Genomic DNA, 17748 nt, shown 5'->3' on the forward strand with positions numbered 1-17748 from the left:
CCCGGGTCGTCAAACGAACACAGATCGGCGACAAACTCACCAAACGAGCCCACCACCGCCAAGTCCGCCACCCCGACGCACCCAAGATCCTCATCGAGCCCCCAGCCGCTTAAGTCAGCGGCATTGGCATCGAGAAACGGTGGGGTGGTGTGTGCCCACCGCCCTGACCGAGCACCGCGACGATCGGCACGCCCCCGCGGGTCCACACCTCGGTGTTGTTCAGCGACGAGCGCTCACCCGTACCCTGACCGGCTCTCGGCTCGGGGGCGGAATCGGGGCGTCGTCCTGCACGACCAGAACGTCCGACCCGCCGAACGCGGTCGCGCACACGTCGCTCTGACGACACCCGCCTCGTGCCTGGTGATGGCGACGTCGAAGGCTTCGACCTCAGATGATCAGGAACGGCGCGCTGGCCGGTGCCCGTCGCGGAGCGCGGCGCGTGCCATGTCCGACAGCAGTGTGGTGAGGGCGTCCGGTTCGAGGCTGGTGTGGAAGATCGCAGGCGACTGGGCCATCCGGATCACCGCATGGACGGCGGCGCGCGCTCGCGGCTCGTCGAGGTCGGGACGTAGCGCCGCGACTGGAGGGATCCACTCGTCGACGTAGCGGCGCATCTCGCGCCGTAGCCGCGCCCGGTCGGCCGCGGGCAGGTTGGGGGCCTCCTGGTCGTAGACGACGACCACGGCACGGTGGTCGACGACGAGGGTGAGGTGCAGGTCGATCAGGGCGTCCAGCGCCGTCGCCGGGTCGGACGTGCCGGCCCTGATCCGCTGCGCCTCCGTGAGCAGGTGCTCCACGACCCTGTCGAAGATGCCGACAAGGATGCTGTGCTTGCTCCGGAAGTGCTTGTACACGGCGGGTCCGGAGATGCCGATCTCGAGGCCGATGTCGTCGATGCCGACCTGGTGGTAGCCCCGCGTGCCGAACAGGCGGGCGGCCGCCGCGACGACCTGCTCGCTCCTGTTGTTCGGGATCTCGAGGAGTCGGCCGGGCGGACCTTCGCTCATCGGCTCGCGACCTGGCGCAGGGCGACCGGTGCGCCGCTCTCGCTGCGGAGTCGTTCGGCGACGGTGCGCTCGAAGTGGATCAGGGCGGGCTCGTTGCGACCGAACACGACCTCGGGCAGCATCCCGCTGGCTAGGTTGGCCTGGATGACAGCGGCCTGCGGGAGGTCCTCCTCGATCACCACGCGGGTGATGAACTCGACGTTGCGCTGCCAGAACGTCTGCTGCTTGTCCGACGTGACCTCGGTGGGCGTGAAGAAGCGGACGCGGACGCGGGCGCGGTGGGGCTGGTCGGGGACCGGCAGGAACTCCCAGAACTCCGCATGCCCCGTGGCGGCGATCATGAGCACGACGTGCGGGAACAGGGAGTAGACGAGCACGCCGTGCGGGAAGAACGTCCACTCCTCCTCGGGGCGATCGCGCAGGCCGAGCACGGTGCGCCGGAACGGGGCGAACCGCCCGTGCTGGCCGAAGGGGTCGAACAATGCCGGTGTGGTGAGGAAGTCCTGCCCGATGGTGTCCCGGTGCAGGGCGAACGCGTGGTAGGCCTCGAGGAACCCGTCGACGCCGAGCTTCCAGTTCAGGTCCCAGGTCCCCTCGACGTCGGTGAAGTGGTGGTAGTCGGCGAGGCCGTGCTGGGCGAGCTCGCCGGCCATGTCGCCGAGAGCCTCGTCGGCACGGATGGGCTCGCCACCCCCGGGGCGCGCCAGCAGCACACCCGACGACTCGACGCACGGGAGCTCGACGAGGCCGCTGGCGTCGTTGTCGAGGCCCGCGAACCCGCCCTGCGAGAGGGGTTGGCCCATCAGCGTGCCGTGCACGTCGTAGCACCATGCGTGGTAGGGGCACTTGAAGGCACGGCGCAGCGTGCCGCGTTCTTCCGCGACCCGCGCCCCGCGGTGGCGGCAGGCGTTCACGAAGCACCGCGCCGCGCCGTCCTCCCCTCGGACGAGGAGCAAGGGGACACCGGCGACGTCGGTGGTGAGGTAGGAGGACAGGTCGGGCAGGTCAGCCGACAGGCCGACCACGACTGGGCCGGCCCGGAAGAGCTGTTCCCACTCCAGGCGGGAGAGCTCCGGATCGGTGTAGCCCGACGCCGGGGCGTGGTAGATCTCGTCGGCCAGGTCGGTGGTCTTGGCCTCGTGCGCGGCGAAGAACCGGTGCAGCAGGGACAGCTCGAGCTCGCGCTTCATGGTCAGGCCTCGGCCCCCGTGGTCGTCGGGACGCCCTCGGCCGCGTACAGCTCGGCGAAACGGGCGCGCAGCTCGTATTTCTTGATCTTGCTGCCGATCGAGACCGGGAGCGAGTCGAGCACGACGACGCGTTTCGGCGTCTCGAACCCCGCGAGACGCGACCGGCAGAAGGCGATGAGGTCGTCCTCCGTGACCGACCGGCCGGGCCGCATGACGACCATCGCGGTGACGGCCTCGCCCCAGCGGACGTGGGGCAGGCCCACGACGGCGACCTGGGCGACGTCGGGGTGACCGGCCAGCACCGCTTCCACGCGGAGGCTCGAGACGTTCTCCCCGCCGGACTTCACGACGTCCTTGAAGCGGTCGACCATGATGACCAGGCCGTCGTCGTCGTAGGTGCACGCGTCACCGGAGTGGAACCATCCGTGCCGGAACGCCGTGCGGGTGGCCTCTTCGTCTCGGTAGTAGCCGGCCGTCACCGCAGGGGACCGGTAGACGGCCTCCCCGGTGACCCCCGGGGTGTCGCGCAACGAGACGCCGGCTTCGTCGGTCACGACGGAGGCCAGCATCGGGCCGGGGACCCCGACGTAGTTCACCTCCGGCGCCGTGCGCGCGTAGGTCTCGGGCCACCGAGCCGGCCAGAAGCGGAATGCCGACATCGACTCGGTCTGGCCGAAGAGGCCCAGGAGGGTCAGCTGCCGGCCACAGAGCCCGAGGAGCGCGTCGGCGGTGGGGGGCGGAATGGCGGACCAGGCGTAGGCCAGCACCGTGAGGCTGGTCAGGTCGTGTGCCCGGGTGTCGTCGGAGGCCTCGGACACCAGCGCGTCCAGGAACGGCGCTGCCCCGCCCCAGAGCGCGGTGACCCGCTCCTGGGTGACGGCGGCGGCGACCTCGGGGATGTCGTGGCGCCGACCGATGATCAGGGTCCCGCCGGCGAAGAAGGCGGGGAGGGTGAACCCGTGGTCGCCGATGTGGTAGATCACCGGCAGGAACGTGCAGAGCCTCATCTCGCTCTCGAGGCGCAACCCACGGGTCATCGAGACGGTGTAGCCCAGAGCACACGTGTAGGAGTACGTGTGGGAGAGCATCACGCCCTTCGGCATCGCCGTGGTCCCGGAGGTGTAGAGGATCTCCCAGATGTCGTCGGCATGGATCTCGGTCTCGGGCTCGGTCCCCTCGGCCTCGGCGACGAACTCGGTGAACGTCGTGCTGCCCGGGACGGCGTCGCCACCGATCGGGATGGTCACCCGCGGCTGCAGGCCGAGCGCGGTGAGCGGTGCCTCGACCCGCGGCCACACCTCCGCGTCGACCACGACCAGGCGGGGCTCGGTCTGGGCGAGCACGTAGCACACGACGTCCGGCGCGAGGTTGGGATTGATGGGGACACAGACCAGCCCGGCCTTCGCCACGGCGATCTTCGCGACGTAGGCCTCGACGGAGTTCTCGCACAGCATCGCCACCATGTCGCCGTTGGACAGGCCCTCGGCGAGCAGCGCGTTGGCGAACCGGTTGGCCAGCCGGTCGGCCTGGTGGTAGGTCAGGCGTCGGTGCTGTGGATCGGCGAAGGCGCCCGGCCACCCGACGACGGCCTCCTTGTCCGGGTAGCTCCATGTCAGGCGTTCGAGGATGTCGCCGACGCTCATTCGTTCCCAGCGGTTCACCGCGCGACGTCCGCGCAGACTCGTGACGTCGACCGGGACTGGCTCCGTCGTCATCGTTCCTCCTCGGACTCGCCGGCCGCGTGATCGCGCTCACGCCGTGGTTAACCGCAGTTAACCTGCTTCCGCTCGACATGGCAAGGATCACGTGATCGCGGGCTCCGCCCGTCGGCGGGAACGCCAACAGGTGGTCCTCGTCGCCGAGCTTGGTCGTGGCTTGGCGCCCGCGGATGCGGGCCTCGTTCAGCCGGCTCCAGTCGCCGGTATTGCTGACCCTCCGGGACCGAGAACGCGACCAGCATCCACCGCCAATCTCACTTCGGCGTCCGCGTCGCGAATGTGAAGATCTGTCGAGCACCCGAGTCAAGGACTCTCATGCGCTCAACGGTCAGCGCGTGGTTGGTCCACCGACCCTCGCAGCCCGAGGCCAGCACTCCGCGGCGCCCCGAGGCGGCTCACCGCCGCGTTCGCCTCGGACGCGCCGAGCTCGCCCAGCAGCGCCACCTACGCCGTCGACGGGAGATCGTCGAGCCGAGGCAACCAGTGGTCGCCGAGCAGCGTCAGCAGCAGGTGCTGGGGACGCGACGGAACCGCCTCGGGCTCACGCGCTCGCTGCTCCTGCACGGCGGTCGGCCCGGCGTCCGCCGCCAGGTGACGGGCCGCGCCGGACCGACCCTCCTCCCGTCGGTTCCTCCGGCCCGGAGTCGCACACCGAAGTCACGGGCGAGCCCCACGGAACGGTTCGATCGTGACGTCGCCACCTGGCGCCGAGTCGTGGTCGATCAGGGGCGGGCGCCGGTCCGGGCCGCGGGGTGCGACTGTGCGGTTCGCACGGACGCGATGATCTCCTCATGCATCGCCCTCATCGCCGAGGTCTGCTTGCGATCACGCAGATGAGCGAGGTGCACCGACCGCCTCAGCGCCGGCCGCAGCGGACGGGCGACGAACTCCCCGGAGGCCAGTTCCTGTTCACATGCCATCGCCGGAAGGATCGCGCAGAACGATGTCGTGCGGATCATCTCCTTCATCAGGGACACACTGTCGAATCGAAGGACCGGTTCGATAGAGAACCCGCCGTCGGAGAAATACGCCTCCAGGATCCCTCGGGTCCCGAGCGGTGCCGCCGGAAGCATGAGCGGCGTTTCCAGAAGCTGCGCCCGCGGAATGACGGCGCCCTCGACCGCAGGGTTTCCCGCTCGCCCCGTCAGAAGGAGATCCTCATCGAGGAGCTTCGCGCCGACGATCTTGGGCGAGCGCGGGCGGTGCAGAACCACCGCGAGATCCACCACGCCCCCGCTGAGCATCTCATGGATCTGACCACTCGAGGCTTCGAAAGTAGTCAGCTGTACGTTGGGGAAACGCTCGACGAAGCGGTTGATCACTCCGGGAAGGAATGTGCCGCTGAAGGGTCTGGACGCGGCGATCGACAACCGGGTCCGAGGGCCTTCCCTCGCCTTGGCGACGTCGCTGACGGCATCGCTCATCTCGCCGAGGATGCGCTCGCAGGCGTCGTAGAAGACTTTCCCGGTCTCGGTCAGTTCGACGCCGTGGCCTCGGCGTTCCAGGAGCTGGACATCGAGGTCGGACTCCAGCTGCCGGATCTGCCGGCTGAGGGCCGACTGGGCAACGTCCAGATTCGCCTCGGCGGCGGTGAAACTCCCCGTCCGGGCGACGTGGAAGAAGTAGAACATGCGTCGCGTGTCGAGGAGGTTCGCGGCGGCCGCGGCCGTGACCTCGCTCTTTCCGCGAGCTCTGGACTCGCTTTCCATGTGCCGATCGTATCCTGTGGTTCTCGACGCGATGCTGCCGGTGGCGGGGAATCAGAATCCGACCGCGGAGGCTCCCTTCAGCTGCAGGATCTCGCGTGCCTCGTCCGGTGTCGCGATCTCGATCCCGAGCTCGACGAGGATCGCGCAAATCTTCTCGACCTGCTCCGCGTTGGATTTCGCGAGCTGGCGACGCCCGATGTAGAGGCTGTCCTCGAGTCCGACCCGTACGTGGCCACCCATGGTGGCGCTCGTGGTGCAGAACGGGATCTGATGGCGACCCGCCGCGAAGACCGAGAAGACGTAGTCGTCCCCGAACAGCCTGTCTGCCGTCGCCTTCATGTGAGTCAGGTGGGCGGTGTCCGCGCCGATGCCGCCACGCACGCCGAAGATCAGCTGCAGGAAGAACGGTGGTCGTACGAGCCCGCGCTCCACGAAGTGGGCCAGCGTGTACAGATGGCCGACGTCGTAGCACTCGAACTCGAAGCGCGTCCCGTGCGCCTCCCCGAGATCGACGAGGATGCTTTCGATGTCGCGGAAGGTGTTCTTGAAGATGATGTCGTCGCTGCCCCGGACGAAGGACTCCTCCCAGTCGTACTTCCACGTCGAGTAGTTCTCTGCCATCTGGGAGAAGTTGAAGTTCATCGAGCCGAGGTTCAACGAACAGAGTTCGGGCTTCGTGGCCAGGGGCGCGGCCAGTCGATCGTCCAGGGACATGGTGACGCTGCCGCCTGTGGTGATGTTGATGACGGCATCGCAGTTCGCTCGGATTTCGGGGAGGAACTGCATGAACACGGCCGGATCGGGTGTGGGCCTTCCGGTCTCGGGATCGCGCGCGTGGAGGTGGATCACCGCGGCGCCGGCGGCATGGGCCTCGATCCCCGCTGCGGCGATCTCGGCCGGGGTGACGGGGAGGGCCGGCGACATCGTGGGCGTGTGGACCGCCCCCGTCACTGCGCACGTGATGATCGCCTTCCGGCTCCCTGCTCGCGTCATGCGGACTCCTCGGTGCGGACGGATGCAGGCCGCTCGGCGAACACGCCGCGCAGGTGCTCGTTGGCGGCCTCGGAGGTGAGATCGACGGACAGGGCCGTCACCGATACGTGCCCGGCTGCGGCGGCCTGGAGGTCAGTACCAGCCGGTGGGTCGCCGGCGTCGTACGTGATCTTGATCCAGTCGAGCGGGATGTTGCGACCGTCCCGTCCCGCGACCGGAGTGAAGGTCCCGGGCGGGCGACGCCCCTGCACGGTGACGATGAACTGGGGGTCGGCGGCGGGAAATTGCGGGAAGTTGACGTTGACGATGATCCCGGGGGCGATCGCGGCATCGAGCAGCGAGCGCAGGACAGCAGGGCCGTGGTCGCGACTGGCGGTGAAGTCCGGCGGCTGGCCCAGTTCACGCAGCTGGCTCATCGCGATGGTCGGGATTCCGAGGATCGCCGCCTCCATCGCAGCGCCGATCGTTCCCGAGTAGGTCATGTCGTCGGCCAGGTTCTCGCCGTGGTTGATGCCGGAGATCACCATGTCCGGGCGCCGGTCCGCCAGCAGCTTCCACACCGCCAGCACCACACAGTCGGTCGGGGTGCCCGTCACGGCGTAGCGCTGCGGGCCGAGCCGGCGGGAGCGCACCGGGGTCGTCAGCGAGATGGAGTGACCTCCTCCCGAGAACTCGCGCTCGGGGGACACGACCCAGACGTCGTCGGTGAACCGTCGCGCCTGCTGCTCGAGCAGCGCGAGCCCTGCCGCCTCGATGCCGTCGTCGTTGACCAGCAGGATCCGCGGGTTCGTTCCCGGCATCAGAAGCCCTGCCGGTAGAGCTCGACCTGGAGCTCGCCGAGCTTGATCTGGACCGCAGGGAGATCCGTCGCCTTGAGGAGCTCGTTGACCTGGCGGAGCTCCGGGCTGGCCAGCACCTCGAAGTGCCTCTTGGTGGGGCCGGCCGCTCGCATCCGGTCGAGGTCGGCCTCGGGTACGAGGGCTCGCAGTAGCAGCTCGTCGTCGTCCTGGGTGCCGTGCCTCTTGCGGAGCTCCTCGATCGTCGGTTGCTCCGGTGGGTTCCCTGCCGCCGACTGCGCCCGAGGAGAACTCATGATCTTGTCGAGGACGTCATCGTCGATCGGTGCGACCATCTCCCCGTAGTGGCCGGCCGCGTACCAGATGACCTCGTCGGTGACGACCTTGTACCGCTCCCCGGACACGATGTTGAGCACGGCCTGGATGCCGACGATCTGGCTGAAGGGCGTGGCCATGCCGGGGTACCCGAGCTCCTTGCGCACCCGGGCGGTCTCCCAGAGCACGTCGTCGAGCCGGTCGACCATGTCGTGCTGGGCGAGGTTCTGACGCAGGGTCCCGACCATTCCGCCGGGGATCTGGTGCTGCACGGCCAGGGCGTCGTACTCATTGTTCAGGTTGACCGGCCAGCCCATCGTCGCGCCGACCTGCTCGAAGTGCCGCGCGACGACGTCCAGCTTGCTCGTGTCGACGTCGTGGGTGTGCCCGAGCAGCGCCAGGTTGTGGCACGTCATCTGCGTCGACGGCACGGCCGGGCCGTTGGCCAAGGGGCGGTTGCTCGTGTGGAGCACAGTGACGCCGAGATCGACGGCGTCGAGGTAGGCCTTACCGGACTGCCCCAGGATGTTGTTGGCGTGCAGCTCGATCGGCTTGCCGTTCGCCTGCTCGATGAGGGCGGGCACGAGGGTGCTCAGCCGTTCCTTCTCGAGCACGCCGGCGGTGTCGTAGATCAGGATCGAGTCGATGTCGTCGGACGTCGCGAGCCTCTTGACCTTGTCGGCGTAGTACTCGTCGGTGTGCACCGGGGAGAGCGTGAACATCAGCGCGCCAGCGCAGGTCGATCCGAACTCCTTGGCGACCGACGCGAGCCGCAGCATCTTGTCGATGTTGAACAGCACGTCGTAGACCCAGGTGCTGCGAATGCCGTGGACGTTGAGCTGCCGCATCCACGCATCCATCAGCGCATCCGGAGTGATGCCGAACGTCACCGAGGCGTTCGATCGCATCCCGGCGCGCTTCGGGGTGTGTGGCATGGCCTCGATCAGCATGTCCAGCCCGTCCCACGGGTTCTCGTGCATCGTTCGCACCAGGACCTCGAACAGGGACGAGGCGGTGAGGTCGATGACGCTGTAGCCGGTGCGGTCGATGACGGGCGCGACGGGCAGGGCCATACCGGCCTGCATGCGCATGCCCCACACCGCCTGCTGGCCGTCCCGCAGCGTGGTGTCGAGGACCTCGACGTGAGTCATGCTTGCCCTTCCTGGGAGGTGAGGTCAGCGGCGCGCGCATCGAGCCAGCGCGTTGTCACCGTGTTCTCGGCGTAGGCGGCATCCGCGACGATGCGGCGGAGCAGAGGGATGTTGGTGCTGATGCCCTCGACGGAGAAGTCGGCGAGGGCCGTGGAGAGCCGTCGGAGGGCGTCCGGGCGGTCAGTACCGGCGACGATCAGCTTGGCGATCATGCTGTCGTAGTAGGGGGGAACCATGGAGCCTGCCCGGACCGCCGAGTCCAGCCGGACGCCGGGTCCCGCCGGCGGATCCCAGCGGGTGATGCGACCGGGGGAGGGGGCGAAACCGCGGGCTGGGTCCTCGGCAAGGATGCGCACCTCGACCGCGTGGCCGCGGGGCCGGAGATCGGGCTGCCCCACGGGGAGGCCGTAGCCGCCGGCCACGGCCAGCTGCATCTTCACGAGGTCGACGTCGTAGACGCACTCGGAGACCGGGTGTTCGACCTGGAGGCGGGCGTTGACCTCCATGAAGAAGAAGTCGCCGCTCGCCTCGTCGAAGAGGAACTCCACGGTGCCGGCGTTCCGGTACTCGATCGGCTCGAGGAGGGAGACCGCGGCGGCGTGCACCCGGGCACGGGTCGTCTCGTCGAGGATCGCCGCCGGCGCCTCCTCGACCATCTTCTGGTGCCGGCGCTGCACGGAGCAGTCACGTTCGCCGACGTGCAGGACGGTGCCGCGCCCGTCGCCGATGACCTGCACCTCGATGTGACGGGCGCGGGGGAGGAATCGCTCGAGGTAGAGCCGCCCGTCCCCGAACGCCTCCCGGGCCTCGGTGGCGGCGCGTTCGTACGACTCGGCCAGGTCGGCGGGCTCGTCGATCACCATCATCCCGCGACCGCCGCCGCCTGCGGATGCTTTGGTGATCACCGGGTACCCGATGCCGTCGGCGATCTCCCGGGCCTCGTCGACGGTCCGCACCTCGCCGCTGCCCGAGGCCATGGGCACGCCCGCGGTCTTCGCGAGCGCCCGGGCCCCGAGCTTGTCGCCGACCGCGCGGATGGAGTTCGCCGTGGGCCCGACGAACGTCAGACCCTCGGACTCGCAGAGCTCGGCGAAGGAGGCCCGCTCCGAGAGGAACCCGAAGCCGGGGTGCACGGCGTCGCACCCGGTCGCCTGAGCCGCGTGAACGATCAGCTCCGGGCGGAGGTAGGAGCTGCGCGAGGGCCCTGGGCCGATGACGACGGCACGGTCGGCCGTGGTCGCGGCGACACTGTCGGCGTCCGCGGCGGAGGCGGCGAGCACCGTCTCGATCCCGAGCTCCCCGGCCGCTCGCGCGACGCGGGTCGCGATCTCGCCGCGGTTGGCGATGAGCAGGCGCTTGATCGCGCTCATCCCGAGGGCTCGATGACGACGAGGGCCGTGTCGAACTCGACCAGGTCGCCGTCGGCCACGAGCACCTCGCGCACGATGCCGGCCGTCCCGGCCTGCACGGGCGTGAAGAGCTTCATGACCTCGATGAGACAGATGGCGGTGTCCGCCTCGACCTCCTGGCCGACCTCGACGAAGGGCGGGGCGCCGGGCTTCGGCGAGCGGTAGAACGTTCCGAGGTTCGGGGCCCGAACCACGACCATGCCTTCCCTCGACGCCGGTTCCGCCGTCGGTGCGGTCGGTGCGGTCGGTGCGGTCGGTGCGGTCGGTGCGGTCGGTGCGGTCGGTGCGGTCGGTGCGGCCGGTGCGGCCGGTGCGGCCGGTGCGGCCGGTGCGGCCGGTGCGGCCGGTGCGGTCGGTGCGGCCGGCGTTGCGCTCGCGCCGCCGGTGGCGAGGGATGGAACCGGCGCGGCGACCACCGTCCCGACGGACCCACGCTCGGTCGGGGTCTTGTACGACCGGAGGGAGAACCCGTCGCCGGTCACGATGATCTCGTTCCAGTCACTGCGGTGGAACTGGTCGAGGAGGGCGGCGACCTCGGCGATGGTCGGCTCGTTCACGTCGGGCTCCTCCGGGCGGTGGCGGCGGCAGCCGCGGGAACGTGGTGCGTGCCGTCCGCAGCGACACTGAGAGCGGTGAGCAGGACCGGCAGCCGAGGCGAGGCCACGATGTCGGTCGCGCCGGCAGCGAGGGCGCCGCGCACGCCGGCCGTCGTCGCGACGGCACCACCCGTGACGACCGACGCAGCCGGGGCGGCGAGGAGGGCTGCCTCGACACGGTCGGGATCGGCTCCGCCGGGGACCGCGCCGAGGTCGAGCACGTCGACGCCGTCGGGCGGGACAGCGAGGACGCGGACCGGTGCGCGTTCGGCGGCCCACGCGGCGACGATCCGCAGGCCGGGGATGTCGTTCTCGGTCGGGGCGGTGAGCTCGAGCGCGCCGTCGTAGACCCGCCCGGCCTCGCCGTCGACGGTGACCGGCCTCCCCGCGACGGCATCGATCGTCCCCGACCCGCAGCCGACGACGCAGGGCACGCCCAGCGCGCGACTCACGACCGCCGCGTGAGAGGTGGTCCCGCCCTCCTCGGTGACCACCGCACGTGCAGCGATCATCCCGTTCACGTCCTCGGGGCTCGTGGTGGGCCGGACGAGGACGACGGCGGTCCCGGCGGACGCGAGACGCTCGGCCTCGTCGGCGTCGGTGACCACGAGTCCGGATCCGACCCCGGGCGACGCGCCCTCGCCCGTACGCACGAGGCGCTCGGCCAGGGTCTGCTCGCCGTCGGTAAGTCGTGCGGCGAGAACGGTCCGGACGTGGTCCGGGGTCAGCCGCGCCAACGCCTCGTCCTCGCTCAGGAGGCCCTCGTCGACGAGGTCGACCGAAGTGCGCAGGGCCGCGACGGCCGACAGTTTGGCGGTGCGGGACTGCAGCAGGTAGAGACGCCCGTGCTGGATCGTGAACTCGACGTCCTGGATCTCGCGGTTCTCGGTCTCCAGGACCTGCGCGCAGTGCAGCAGTTCCTCGTGGACGGAAGGCAGGGAGCGCCGGAGCTCCCCGAGCGGGGCCGGTGTCACCCGGCCCGACACCACGTCCTCTCCCTGGGCCCGCGCGAGGTACTCGCCGTAGGCGCCGGGAGCGCCGGTGAGCGGGTTGCGGCTGAACAGCACACCCGTACCGGACTCGGTGTCGAGATTGCCGAACACCATGGCCTGGATCGTGACCGCGGTCCCGAGGTCGTCGGGGATGCCGTGGTGGCTGCGGTAGCGCCGCGCGCGGCGGGAGTTCCAGGAGGCGAAGACTGCGCGGGTCGCGCCACGCAGCTGCTCGAGCGGGTCCTCGGGTACCGACGCCCCCATCGACTTCGTGATCTCGGCACGCCGCCGCGCCGGCGTCAGGTCGTCGGGGAGATCGGGGACGCGGTGACCCAGGACGATGTCGGTGTACAGGTCGAGGAACCGTCGATGGGTGTCGGCGGCGAAGCCCGGGTGGCCGCTCTCCGTCGCGAGCGCGGCCTCGACGGAATCGTTGATCCCGAGGTTCAGGACCGTGTCCATCATGCCCGGCATCGACACCGCCGCGCCGGAGCGCACGGACACCAGCAGCGGGCGGTCCGTGGCACCCAACCGGCGGCCGGTCTGCTCCTCGAGCCAGGCGACGGCGTCGTCGATCTCACGGAACAGGAGGTCGTCCCGATCGGCTGCGCGGTGGAACCGACGGAAGGCGTCGGTCGTGACGACCACGGCCGGAGGCGTCGGCAGGCCGAGTGCGCGCATCCGGGCGATGGACCACCCTTTCCCGCCGATGAGCGCCCGGTCCGGAAGTGTCGACCCGTCGAGGCGCAGGACCAGCTGCGCTGTCGCGGGCACCTACTCGACCCGCTCTCGGCCGAGCACGCAGAGCAGGTCCTCGTGCAGCTCGAACCACACGGTGTGATAGCTCGGCAGCTGTACCTCACTCACCCAGGCGACGTCGCCCTGCTCCGCCCGGTCGAGCGCGTGATCGAGTGCGGGGCGGTACACCGACATCCTCGGCACGACGCTCGCCACCGTCTCCAGGACCGGCTCGACCCGCTCGTGGACGACGCCGAGCCGGTCGATGACCTTGTCGTCGTACTCGGTGTCCGAGTGGTCGTTCGGCACCTGCGAGCCGGCGACCGTGTACGTCTGCCACTGGGTGACGACGGCCTTGAGGTCGGCGTTGAGCTTCTCGAACTCCTCGTACGCGCCGACGAAGGCCCGATCGGCGCGAGCGTGGGCGTAGTGGCGCGAGTACTCACCCGAGACGATCATCTTCCCGGCAGGCAGCAGCGCGTAGCGTCCGTCGATCTCGGCGACACGTCCCGCGGTGACGGACTTCTGCAGCACCGTCAGGGCGGTGGACTCGTCCAGCCCGGTCGCCGCGGCCACCGCGGCGGGCGAGCCGATCTTCTTGAGGACCAGGCCGTGCAGGGCGAGGTGCTCGTCGTATCTCATGGTTCCCCCGGGTCGGGAGGCGTGGCCGTGCCGGAGCGGCAACGGGCTCCGGCACGGCCACGCCATTCGCGGTGCGGTGTGCGGGCTCAGCTGGTGCGGAGACGTTCGACGTCGTCCCGCCGCAGGCCCGCGCCCTTCCCAGCCAGGAGACGCGACTGCTCCTGATCGACCCGGTAGAGGGAGTCGGCGAGCTCGGTGTCGTAGTTGTACTTCACCCAGGCGTCGTCGAGGTATCGGAACTCGGTGGAGAAGAGCCTCGGGCGGAACTCCCGGGTCGCGGTGTTCAGCTCGGCCGCCGTCATGACACCGCGGGTCGTCCAGTACCGATCCTCCTTCGGAGGCAGGTACGTGATCCCGCGACCGAGGGTGTCGCCGACCGACGTGACAACGTCCCCGTCGTCGTCCGTGAGCAATGTGTACGGCAGCGGGGAGTACGTGCGCTTGGGTAGATCGGAGTGACGCATCATCTGGTACTCGTGCCACTGGTGGCTGTTGAGTGAGAGCGGCACGAAGAGGGCGCCCAGGATCTCATTGCCGTACTCGTCGTTGAGCAGCCGACGGAAGCGGTCGGCTCGCTCGTCGATCGTGAACCAGTCCTCGTGCTCGTAGACCCCGGCCACGTGCGCGAAATCGCGGATGATCGCGAAGTAGGTCATCGCGCCCGCGTCCATGAGCTGCTCGCGCCCGTAGCTCGCGAAGCGTTCCCAGAGCTTGGTGGTCGTCTCCTTCAGCATGTCCGCGTAGCGGTTGAGCGTTGCGGTGAGCTCCTCGGGGCTACCCATCCCGACGGGCGTGTGGGTCTCGCTGAGGTCGTCGGAGGTGTAGAGCCCGACCGCGCAGAGGTTCTCGGCCTTGTACTCCGGCCGCGACTCGTAGCTGCCCCAGTCGTCCACGATGTAGAAGTGGGTGTCCTTGATCGAGGTGGTCAGCGTGAGCCTGCTGAACGGCAGGTCTGCCGCGATCCCGTCCAGCCACGGCAGATCGCCCTCGCCCAGGTCGAAGAACTCGCGGACGAGCATCTCCTCGTCATCGGCGATCTTGTACGGACCGTGGTTGGTCATGCAGACCCGGCTCTCGCACGCGATGAGCACCGCGTACTGGGACACCGCGGCGGTGAAGTTGATGGTGGCCTCGTGGAGCGGGTCGCCCTCCGCGCACCGGAACGCATCGGCGTGCATGACCTGGATGCGGCGCTCGGGGAACACTTGGGAACGGTGCCCGCCCTCCAGGTTGGTGACGTGCGCGTCGTCGCGGCGCCACGCAAGCTGGTAGCGGCGCCAGAAGTCGAGGACGTAGACGACGTCCTCGGCCGCGTCCTGGGGGCGGATGACGCCCATGTTGATGAGCATCTCGCGGCCCAGAAGGTAGAAGTTCGGCATACACCAGTTGGTGCCCATCGACTTCAGCTTGGAGTTGGTGTTGCGCACGCGGTCGGCGATGTCCTCGGGGGACATCTGAGCCTCGATCTTCCGCAACAGCGTCGGGTATCGGTAGAAGGCGTTGAGGTACCCGAGCATCACGTAGGCCGAGACGGGGAAGAACTTGGACTCCTGGACGGTGCGGGTGATGCCGAGGTAGTAGGTCTCCTCCCCGGAGGTCCGCATCGTGTTGTTGGCCTGGAGGAGTTCGCCGTAGGTCGGCCGGGTGGTCGTCGTCATCGTTCGCCCCTCACCGCTCGTGCTTCCACACCGGCACCGACATCTCACGGCCTTCCTGGTAGGCCTCGGTGGTCTTGGCGGCCCCGGACACACCGATCTCGATGGTGTCGCCGCTGGTGATGCCGCTGATCTTCGAGTTCATGAGGCACGGGATGCCGTACTCGCGGCTCAGGATGCCGAGGTGCGAGCGGACAGTGCCGCCGGCGCAGACGATGCCGGCGAACCTCTCGATGATCGGGGCCGTGAGTGTGCCGCCGGAGTCGTCGATGATCGCGACCGTTCCGTCGGGCACGCCTTCGCGCAGCCCGGCCATCACGTCGTCGATCGAGCGGTAGTAGCGCGCGGTGCCGACGACGTTCTCCCGGTGCTCGACGACGTTGTCGCCCTGGCCGCGCTGCTGCCGGGAGCCGTCGGCCACGCCGACCACGGCCTCGGGGTCCTCGAACGAGAACGAGCCGGAGGTCGCCTCCGCGCCCGCGATCGGCTTGTAGGCGTCCGGACGTTCGACGTAGGAGATCACCGCCGAGGTCTGGTACCGGTAGCCACTCTCGAGGACGGCCTGCTCGATCTTCTCGACCTCCTCGAGAGTCACGAGTTCGTACTCCTTGCCGAAGACGAACTCACTCCACGGGACGCCGCTCTCGTCCAGTTTGCGCCGCACCAGGTCCTTCACCGCGGAATGGAACGCCTCGACGATCGGCGGGCCGCCGTCGGATTCGAACTTGTCCGTGTCGGTGTACAGCTTCGCCATGCATCCTCCTCGATGGCATGCACTGGTCGTGGAGGCGCATCCGCAGCCGTCCACCTCGGTGGGTCATATCAACTTGCGATATGAGCTATCTCACCGTCGTCGCCAAGCTAGCAGGAGGGTTGCGGCTCGTCCAGAGCCGTCTTCGTGCTGGGCGGAGACGGGTCTTCGGGGCGGTCGATCAGCACTCGCGACGGTTGAATCTGTCGCTGACCAGCTAGAACGGAGTCCGCTCGAGATCGACCGCGGCCGCGGGCGCGTCGGCGTGGTGCGGTCCCTGCTTTCCCGATGGGTGGCCGGTGGCAGTACTTGCTCCAGCCGCCGACGTCCACCTAGGGTTACGGACTACCCCGAGCGAGACCCGCCGTGGTCGACTCGGGCTTCTCGTCTCCGATGGATGCGGTTCGCTTTCGAGCGCGGATCGGTCACACCCGGAGACGCAATTCGTCAGAACCTCGAGATTCCTGGTGCGGTTGGACCGCGCGATGGTGCGGAAAGGACGACGATGCACGTCGATATCTATCAACCGCGGGTTCTCGCCGACATGGTGGTGAGCCGCCGGGCTCACGACGTCATGGTCGTGCTCGCGTCGGCGCTGGTCGTCGGAGCCAGCGCGCAGGTCGTGATACCGCTGCCGTTCACGCCCGTGCCGCTGACCCTGCAGACTCTCGCGGTGCTCGTGGTGGGAGCCGCGGCAGGCCCCGTCCGTGCGGTGGCCGCGCTCGCGCTCTACGTCGCGGTCGGAGTCGCCGGCATGCCGTGGTTCGCGGGTGGTGGCTCAGGCGTCGGCGGCGCGACCTTCGGCTACGTGCTCGGCTTCGTCGCCGCCGGCGCCGTCGTGGGCGCGCTCGCGCAGCGAGGCCGTGACCGGACCTTCGTGCGCACGGTCGGGCTGATGGTCGTCGGCAATCTGGTGATCTACTCAGTCGGTGTCACCTGGCTCGCCGTGGTGTCCTCTGTCCGGCCGGCGCGTGCGCTGGAGCTTGGCCTGCTCCCCTTCGTCCCCGGCGACACCGTGAAGATCGCCGTTGCGGCCGCCGCGCTGCCTGCGGCCTGGCGTCTACTCGGGGCCGGAGCTCGCCAGGGCGCGGCTCTCAAGTAGTGGTCTGGAGCCAGAGCAGGGTGGCTCGCAGGAACGGGCCGCCGCGGAAGACCAAGGCGCGCTGGAACTCGCCCGCGTCGATCATCAACGGTGATCGCCCGACACCGGTCGCGGTCTGATGTCAGCGGTACCAACAGCGGGGCCATTCGCCTTTGCGTGAGCCCGACGGTTGATCATTGTCTGTCGCGCCCGCCGGTCAGTAGTGGGAGCGGGCGGAGCGGCGCCAGTCGTTCGGGGTGACCCCGTAGGCCTGCCGGAAGGCGCGGCCGAAGTGGGAGGGGTCGACGAGTCCCAACGGCGTCCGATGGTGGCGATGGCCTGGTGGGCGTGGCGCGGGTCCCGCAGCTCCCGCCGGCAGGCCGCAAGCTGATCTCGGCGCCGGCGAGGACGGCGTAGAGGAGCCGGACGGAGACGTGGTGCGCGGCGGCGATGCGTTGCGGGGTGAGGTCGCGCTCGTGGAGGTGGTCGCGTACGTACTGCCGGACCCGTAGGACCAGCGAACTGTTCAGCGACTCCCGCGCCGCGTCGTCAGCTTCACTGTGGACGGCGAGCAGGGCCTGGATCAGCTCGATGCCGGGCTGGGCGGGGCGGTTCAATGCCGTGGGGAGGAAGTGTCTTCCCCACCGGGATGGTCAGGCGACGCCCTCCGGAGAGGCGCCGGTGACCTGGACGCCGTCGCCGGTGATCTTCTCGATCTTCGCGAGGTCGTCGGGGGTGAGCTCGACGTCGACGGCGGCGAGGGACCGGTCGATGTTGCGTTGGGAGCGGGCGCCGACGACGGCGGTGTCGATGCCGTCCTGGGCAAGGGCCCAGGCGATCGCGAGCTGGGAGACCTCGCAGCCCTTGTCGGAAGCGACGGTGGCTGGGGTGTCCCCTTCGAGCGTGTTCCCGCGAGGGTCCTGCGTGACGTGCGGGACGGCTACGTCAGCGTTGAGGGCGCTCGCACCGATTACGGCGTCGTGGTCCTCGGCGATCCCGACAAC

Annotated in this window: 16 protein-coding genes; 1 reads left to right on the forward strand and 15 read right to left on the reverse strand. The window is 69.3% G+C overall.

What is annotated here, in order from left to right; translation table 11 throughout:
* Positions 1-395 precede the first annotated feature (395 nt).
* From QSK03_RS32110 to QSK03_RS32170, 13 genes are all read right to left on the reverse strand, one after another.
* Complete coding sequence (locus tag QSK03_RS32110) at positions 396-1007, reverse strand: TetR/AcrR family transcriptional regulator (protein WP_285659811.1); 612 nt, start codon at positions 1005-1007, stop codon at positions 396-398.
* Complete coding sequence (locus tag QSK03_RS32115; protein WP_285659813.1) at positions 1004-2197, reverse strand: aromatic ring-hydroxylating oxygenase subunit alpha; 1194 nt, start codon at positions 2195-2197, stop codon at positions 1004-1006. Before QSK03_RS32115 ends, QSK03_RS32110 begins: the two co-directional genes overlap by 4 nt.
* 2 nt (positions 2198-2199) lie before the next feature.
* Positions 2200-3912 (reverse strand): AMP-binding protein, encoded by a 1713-nt coding sequence (locus tag QSK03_RS32120; protein ID WP_285659815.1) that lies wholly within the window; start codon positions 3910-3912, stop codon positions 2200-2202.
* A gap of 725 nt (positions 3913-4637) precedes the next feature.
* A complete protein-coding gene (locus tag QSK03_RS32125) occupies positions 4638-5624 on the reverse strand; it encodes a LysR family transcriptional regulator (protein ID WP_285659816.1) in 987 nt (328 codons plus the stop codon).
* Between the two features lie 51 nt (positions 5625-5675).
* Complete coding sequence (gene kce, locus QSK03_RS32130) at positions 5676-6617, reverse strand: 3,5-dioxohexanoate:acetyl-CoA acetone transferase (protein ID WP_285659817.1); 942 nt, start codon at positions 6615-6617, stop codon at positions 5676-5678.
* Positions 6614-7417: a 5'/3'-nucleotidase SurE gene (surE, locus tag QSK03_RS32135; RefSeq protein ID WP_285659818.1), complete on the reverse strand. Its 804-nt coding sequence runs from the start codon at positions 7415-7417 to the stop codon at positions 6614-6616. Before surE ends, kce begins: the two co-directional genes overlap by 4 nt.
* Positions 7417-8880: a carboxyltransferase gene (locus QSK03_RS32140; RefSeq protein ID WP_285659821.1), complete on the reverse strand. Its 1464-nt coding sequence runs from the start codon at positions 8878-8880 to the stop codon at positions 7417-7419. Before QSK03_RS32140 ends, surE begins: the two co-directional genes overlap by 1 nt.
* Positions 8877-10250, reverse strand: a complete 1374-nt coding sequence (locus tag QSK03_RS32145; protein ID WP_285659822.1) for an acetyl-CoA carboxylase biotin carboxylase subunit — start codon at positions 10248-10250, stop codon at positions 8877-8879. Before QSK03_RS32145 ends, QSK03_RS32140 begins: the two co-directional genes overlap by 4 nt.
* Complete coding sequence (locus tag QSK03_RS32150; RefSeq protein ID WP_285659824.1) at positions 10247-10846, reverse strand: acetyl-CoA carboxylase biotin carboxyl carrier protein; 600 nt, start codon at positions 10844-10846, stop codon at positions 10247-10249. Before QSK03_RS32150 ends, QSK03_RS32145 begins: the two co-directional genes overlap by 4 nt.
* Complete coding sequence (locus tag QSK03_RS32155) at positions 10843-12651, reverse strand: pyruvate, phosphate dikinase (protein WP_285659826.1); 1809 nt, start codon at positions 12649-12651, stop codon at positions 10843-10845. The genes QSK03_RS32150 and QSK03_RS32155 overlap by 4 nt, the downstream gene beginning before the upstream one ends.
* A complete protein-coding gene (locus QSK03_RS32160; RefSeq protein WP_285659828.1) occupies positions 12652-13257 on the reverse strand; it encodes a hypothetical protein in 606 nt (201 codons plus the stop codon).
* An 86-nt stretch (positions 13258-13343) separates the two neighbouring features.
* Positions 13344-14915, reverse strand: coding sequence for a hypothetical protein (locus QSK03_RS32165; protein ID WP_285659830.1), 1572 nt, complete (start codon positions 14913-14915; stop codon positions 13344-13346).
* Positions 14916-14925: 10 nt separating this feature from the next.
* A complete protein-coding gene (locus tag QSK03_RS32170) occupies positions 14926-15666 on the reverse strand; it encodes a PEP-utilizing enzyme (RefSeq protein ID WP_285659831.1) in 741 nt (246 codons plus the stop codon).
* A 502-nt stretch (positions 15667-16168) separates the two neighbouring features.
* Between QSK03_RS32170 and QSK03_RS32175 the strand changes: the two genes are divergently transcribed.
* Complete coding sequence (locus QSK03_RS32175) at positions 16169-16765, forward strand: biotin transporter BioY (RefSeq protein WP_285659833.1); 597 nt, start codon at positions 16169-16171, stop codon at positions 16763-16765.
* A 196-nt stretch (positions 16766-16961) separates the two neighbouring features.
* Here the strand turns inward: QSK03_RS32175 and QSK03_RS32180 are convergent, their stop codons facing one another.
* On the reverse strand, positions 16962-17060 hold the full coding sequence (locus tag QSK03_RS32180; protein WP_285659835.1) for an AraC family transcriptional regulator: 99 nt from the start codon (positions 17058-17060) through the stop codon (positions 16962-16964).
* A 337-nt stretch (positions 17061-17397) separates the two neighbouring features.
* A partial coding sequence (locus QSK03_RS33490) for an aldo/keto reductase (protein ID WP_502872246.1) occupies positions 17398-17748 on the reverse strand: 351 nt, incomplete at its 5' end.

The organism is Actinomycetospora sp. NBRC 106375 (assembly GCF_030269665.1).
Classification (GTDB): domain Bacteria; phylum Actinomycetota; class Actinomycetes; order Mycobacteriales; family Pseudonocardiaceae; genus Actinomycetospora.

What these genes read in the sequence shown, in the direction of transcription:
- QSK03_RS32110 (WP_285659811.1), bottom strand. Translation starts at nt 1,007, where the DNA reads ATGAGCGAAGGTCCGCCCGGCCGACTCCTCGAGATCCCGAACAACAGG.
- QSK03_RS32115 (WP_285659813.1), bottom strand. Translation starts at nt 2,197, where the DNA reads ATGAAGCGCGAGCTCGAGCTGTCCCTGCTGCACCGGTTCTTCGCCGCG.
- QSK03_RS32120 (WP_285659815.1), bottom strand. Translation starts at nt 3,912, where the DNA reads ATGACGACGGAGCCAGTCCCGGTCGACGTCACGAGTCTGCGCGGACGT.
- QSK03_RS32125 (WP_285659816.1), bottom strand. Translation starts at nt 5,624, where the DNA reads ATGGAAAGCGAGTCCAGAGCTCGCGGAAAGAGCGAGGTCACGGCCGCG.
- kce (WP_285659817.1), bottom strand. Translation starts at nt 6,617, where the DNA reads ATGACGCGAGCAGGGAGCCGGAAGGCGATCATCACGTGCGCAGTGACG.
- surE (WP_285659818.1), bottom strand. Translation starts at nt 7,417, where the DNA reads ATGCCGGGAACGAACCCGCGGATCCTGCTGGTCAACGACGACGGCATC.
- QSK03_RS32140 (WP_285659821.1), bottom strand. Translation starts at nt 8,880, where the DNA reads ATGACTCACGTCGAGGTCCTCGACACCACGCTGCGGGACGGCCAGCAG.
- QSK03_RS32145 (WP_285659822.1), bottom strand. Translation starts at nt 10,250, where the DNA reads ATGAGCGCGATCAAGCGCCTGCTCATCGCCAACCGCGGCGAGATCGCG.
- QSK03_RS32160 (WP_285659828.1), bottom strand. Translation starts at nt 13,257, where the DNA reads ATGAGATACGACGAGCACCTCGCCCTGCACGGCCTGGTCCTCAAGAAG.
- QSK03_RS32165 (WP_285659830.1), bottom strand. Translation starts at nt 14,915, where the DNA reads ATGACGACGACCACCCGGCCGACCTACGGCGAACTCCTCCAGGCCAAC.
- QSK03_RS32170 (WP_285659831.1), bottom strand. Translation starts at nt 15,666, where the DNA reads ATGGCGAAGCTGTACACCGACACGGACAAGTTCGAATCCGACGGCGGC.
- QSK03_RS32175 (WP_285659833.1), top strand. Translation starts at nt 16,169, where the DNA reads ATGCACGTCGATATCTATCAACCGCGGGTTCTCGCCGACATGGTGGTG.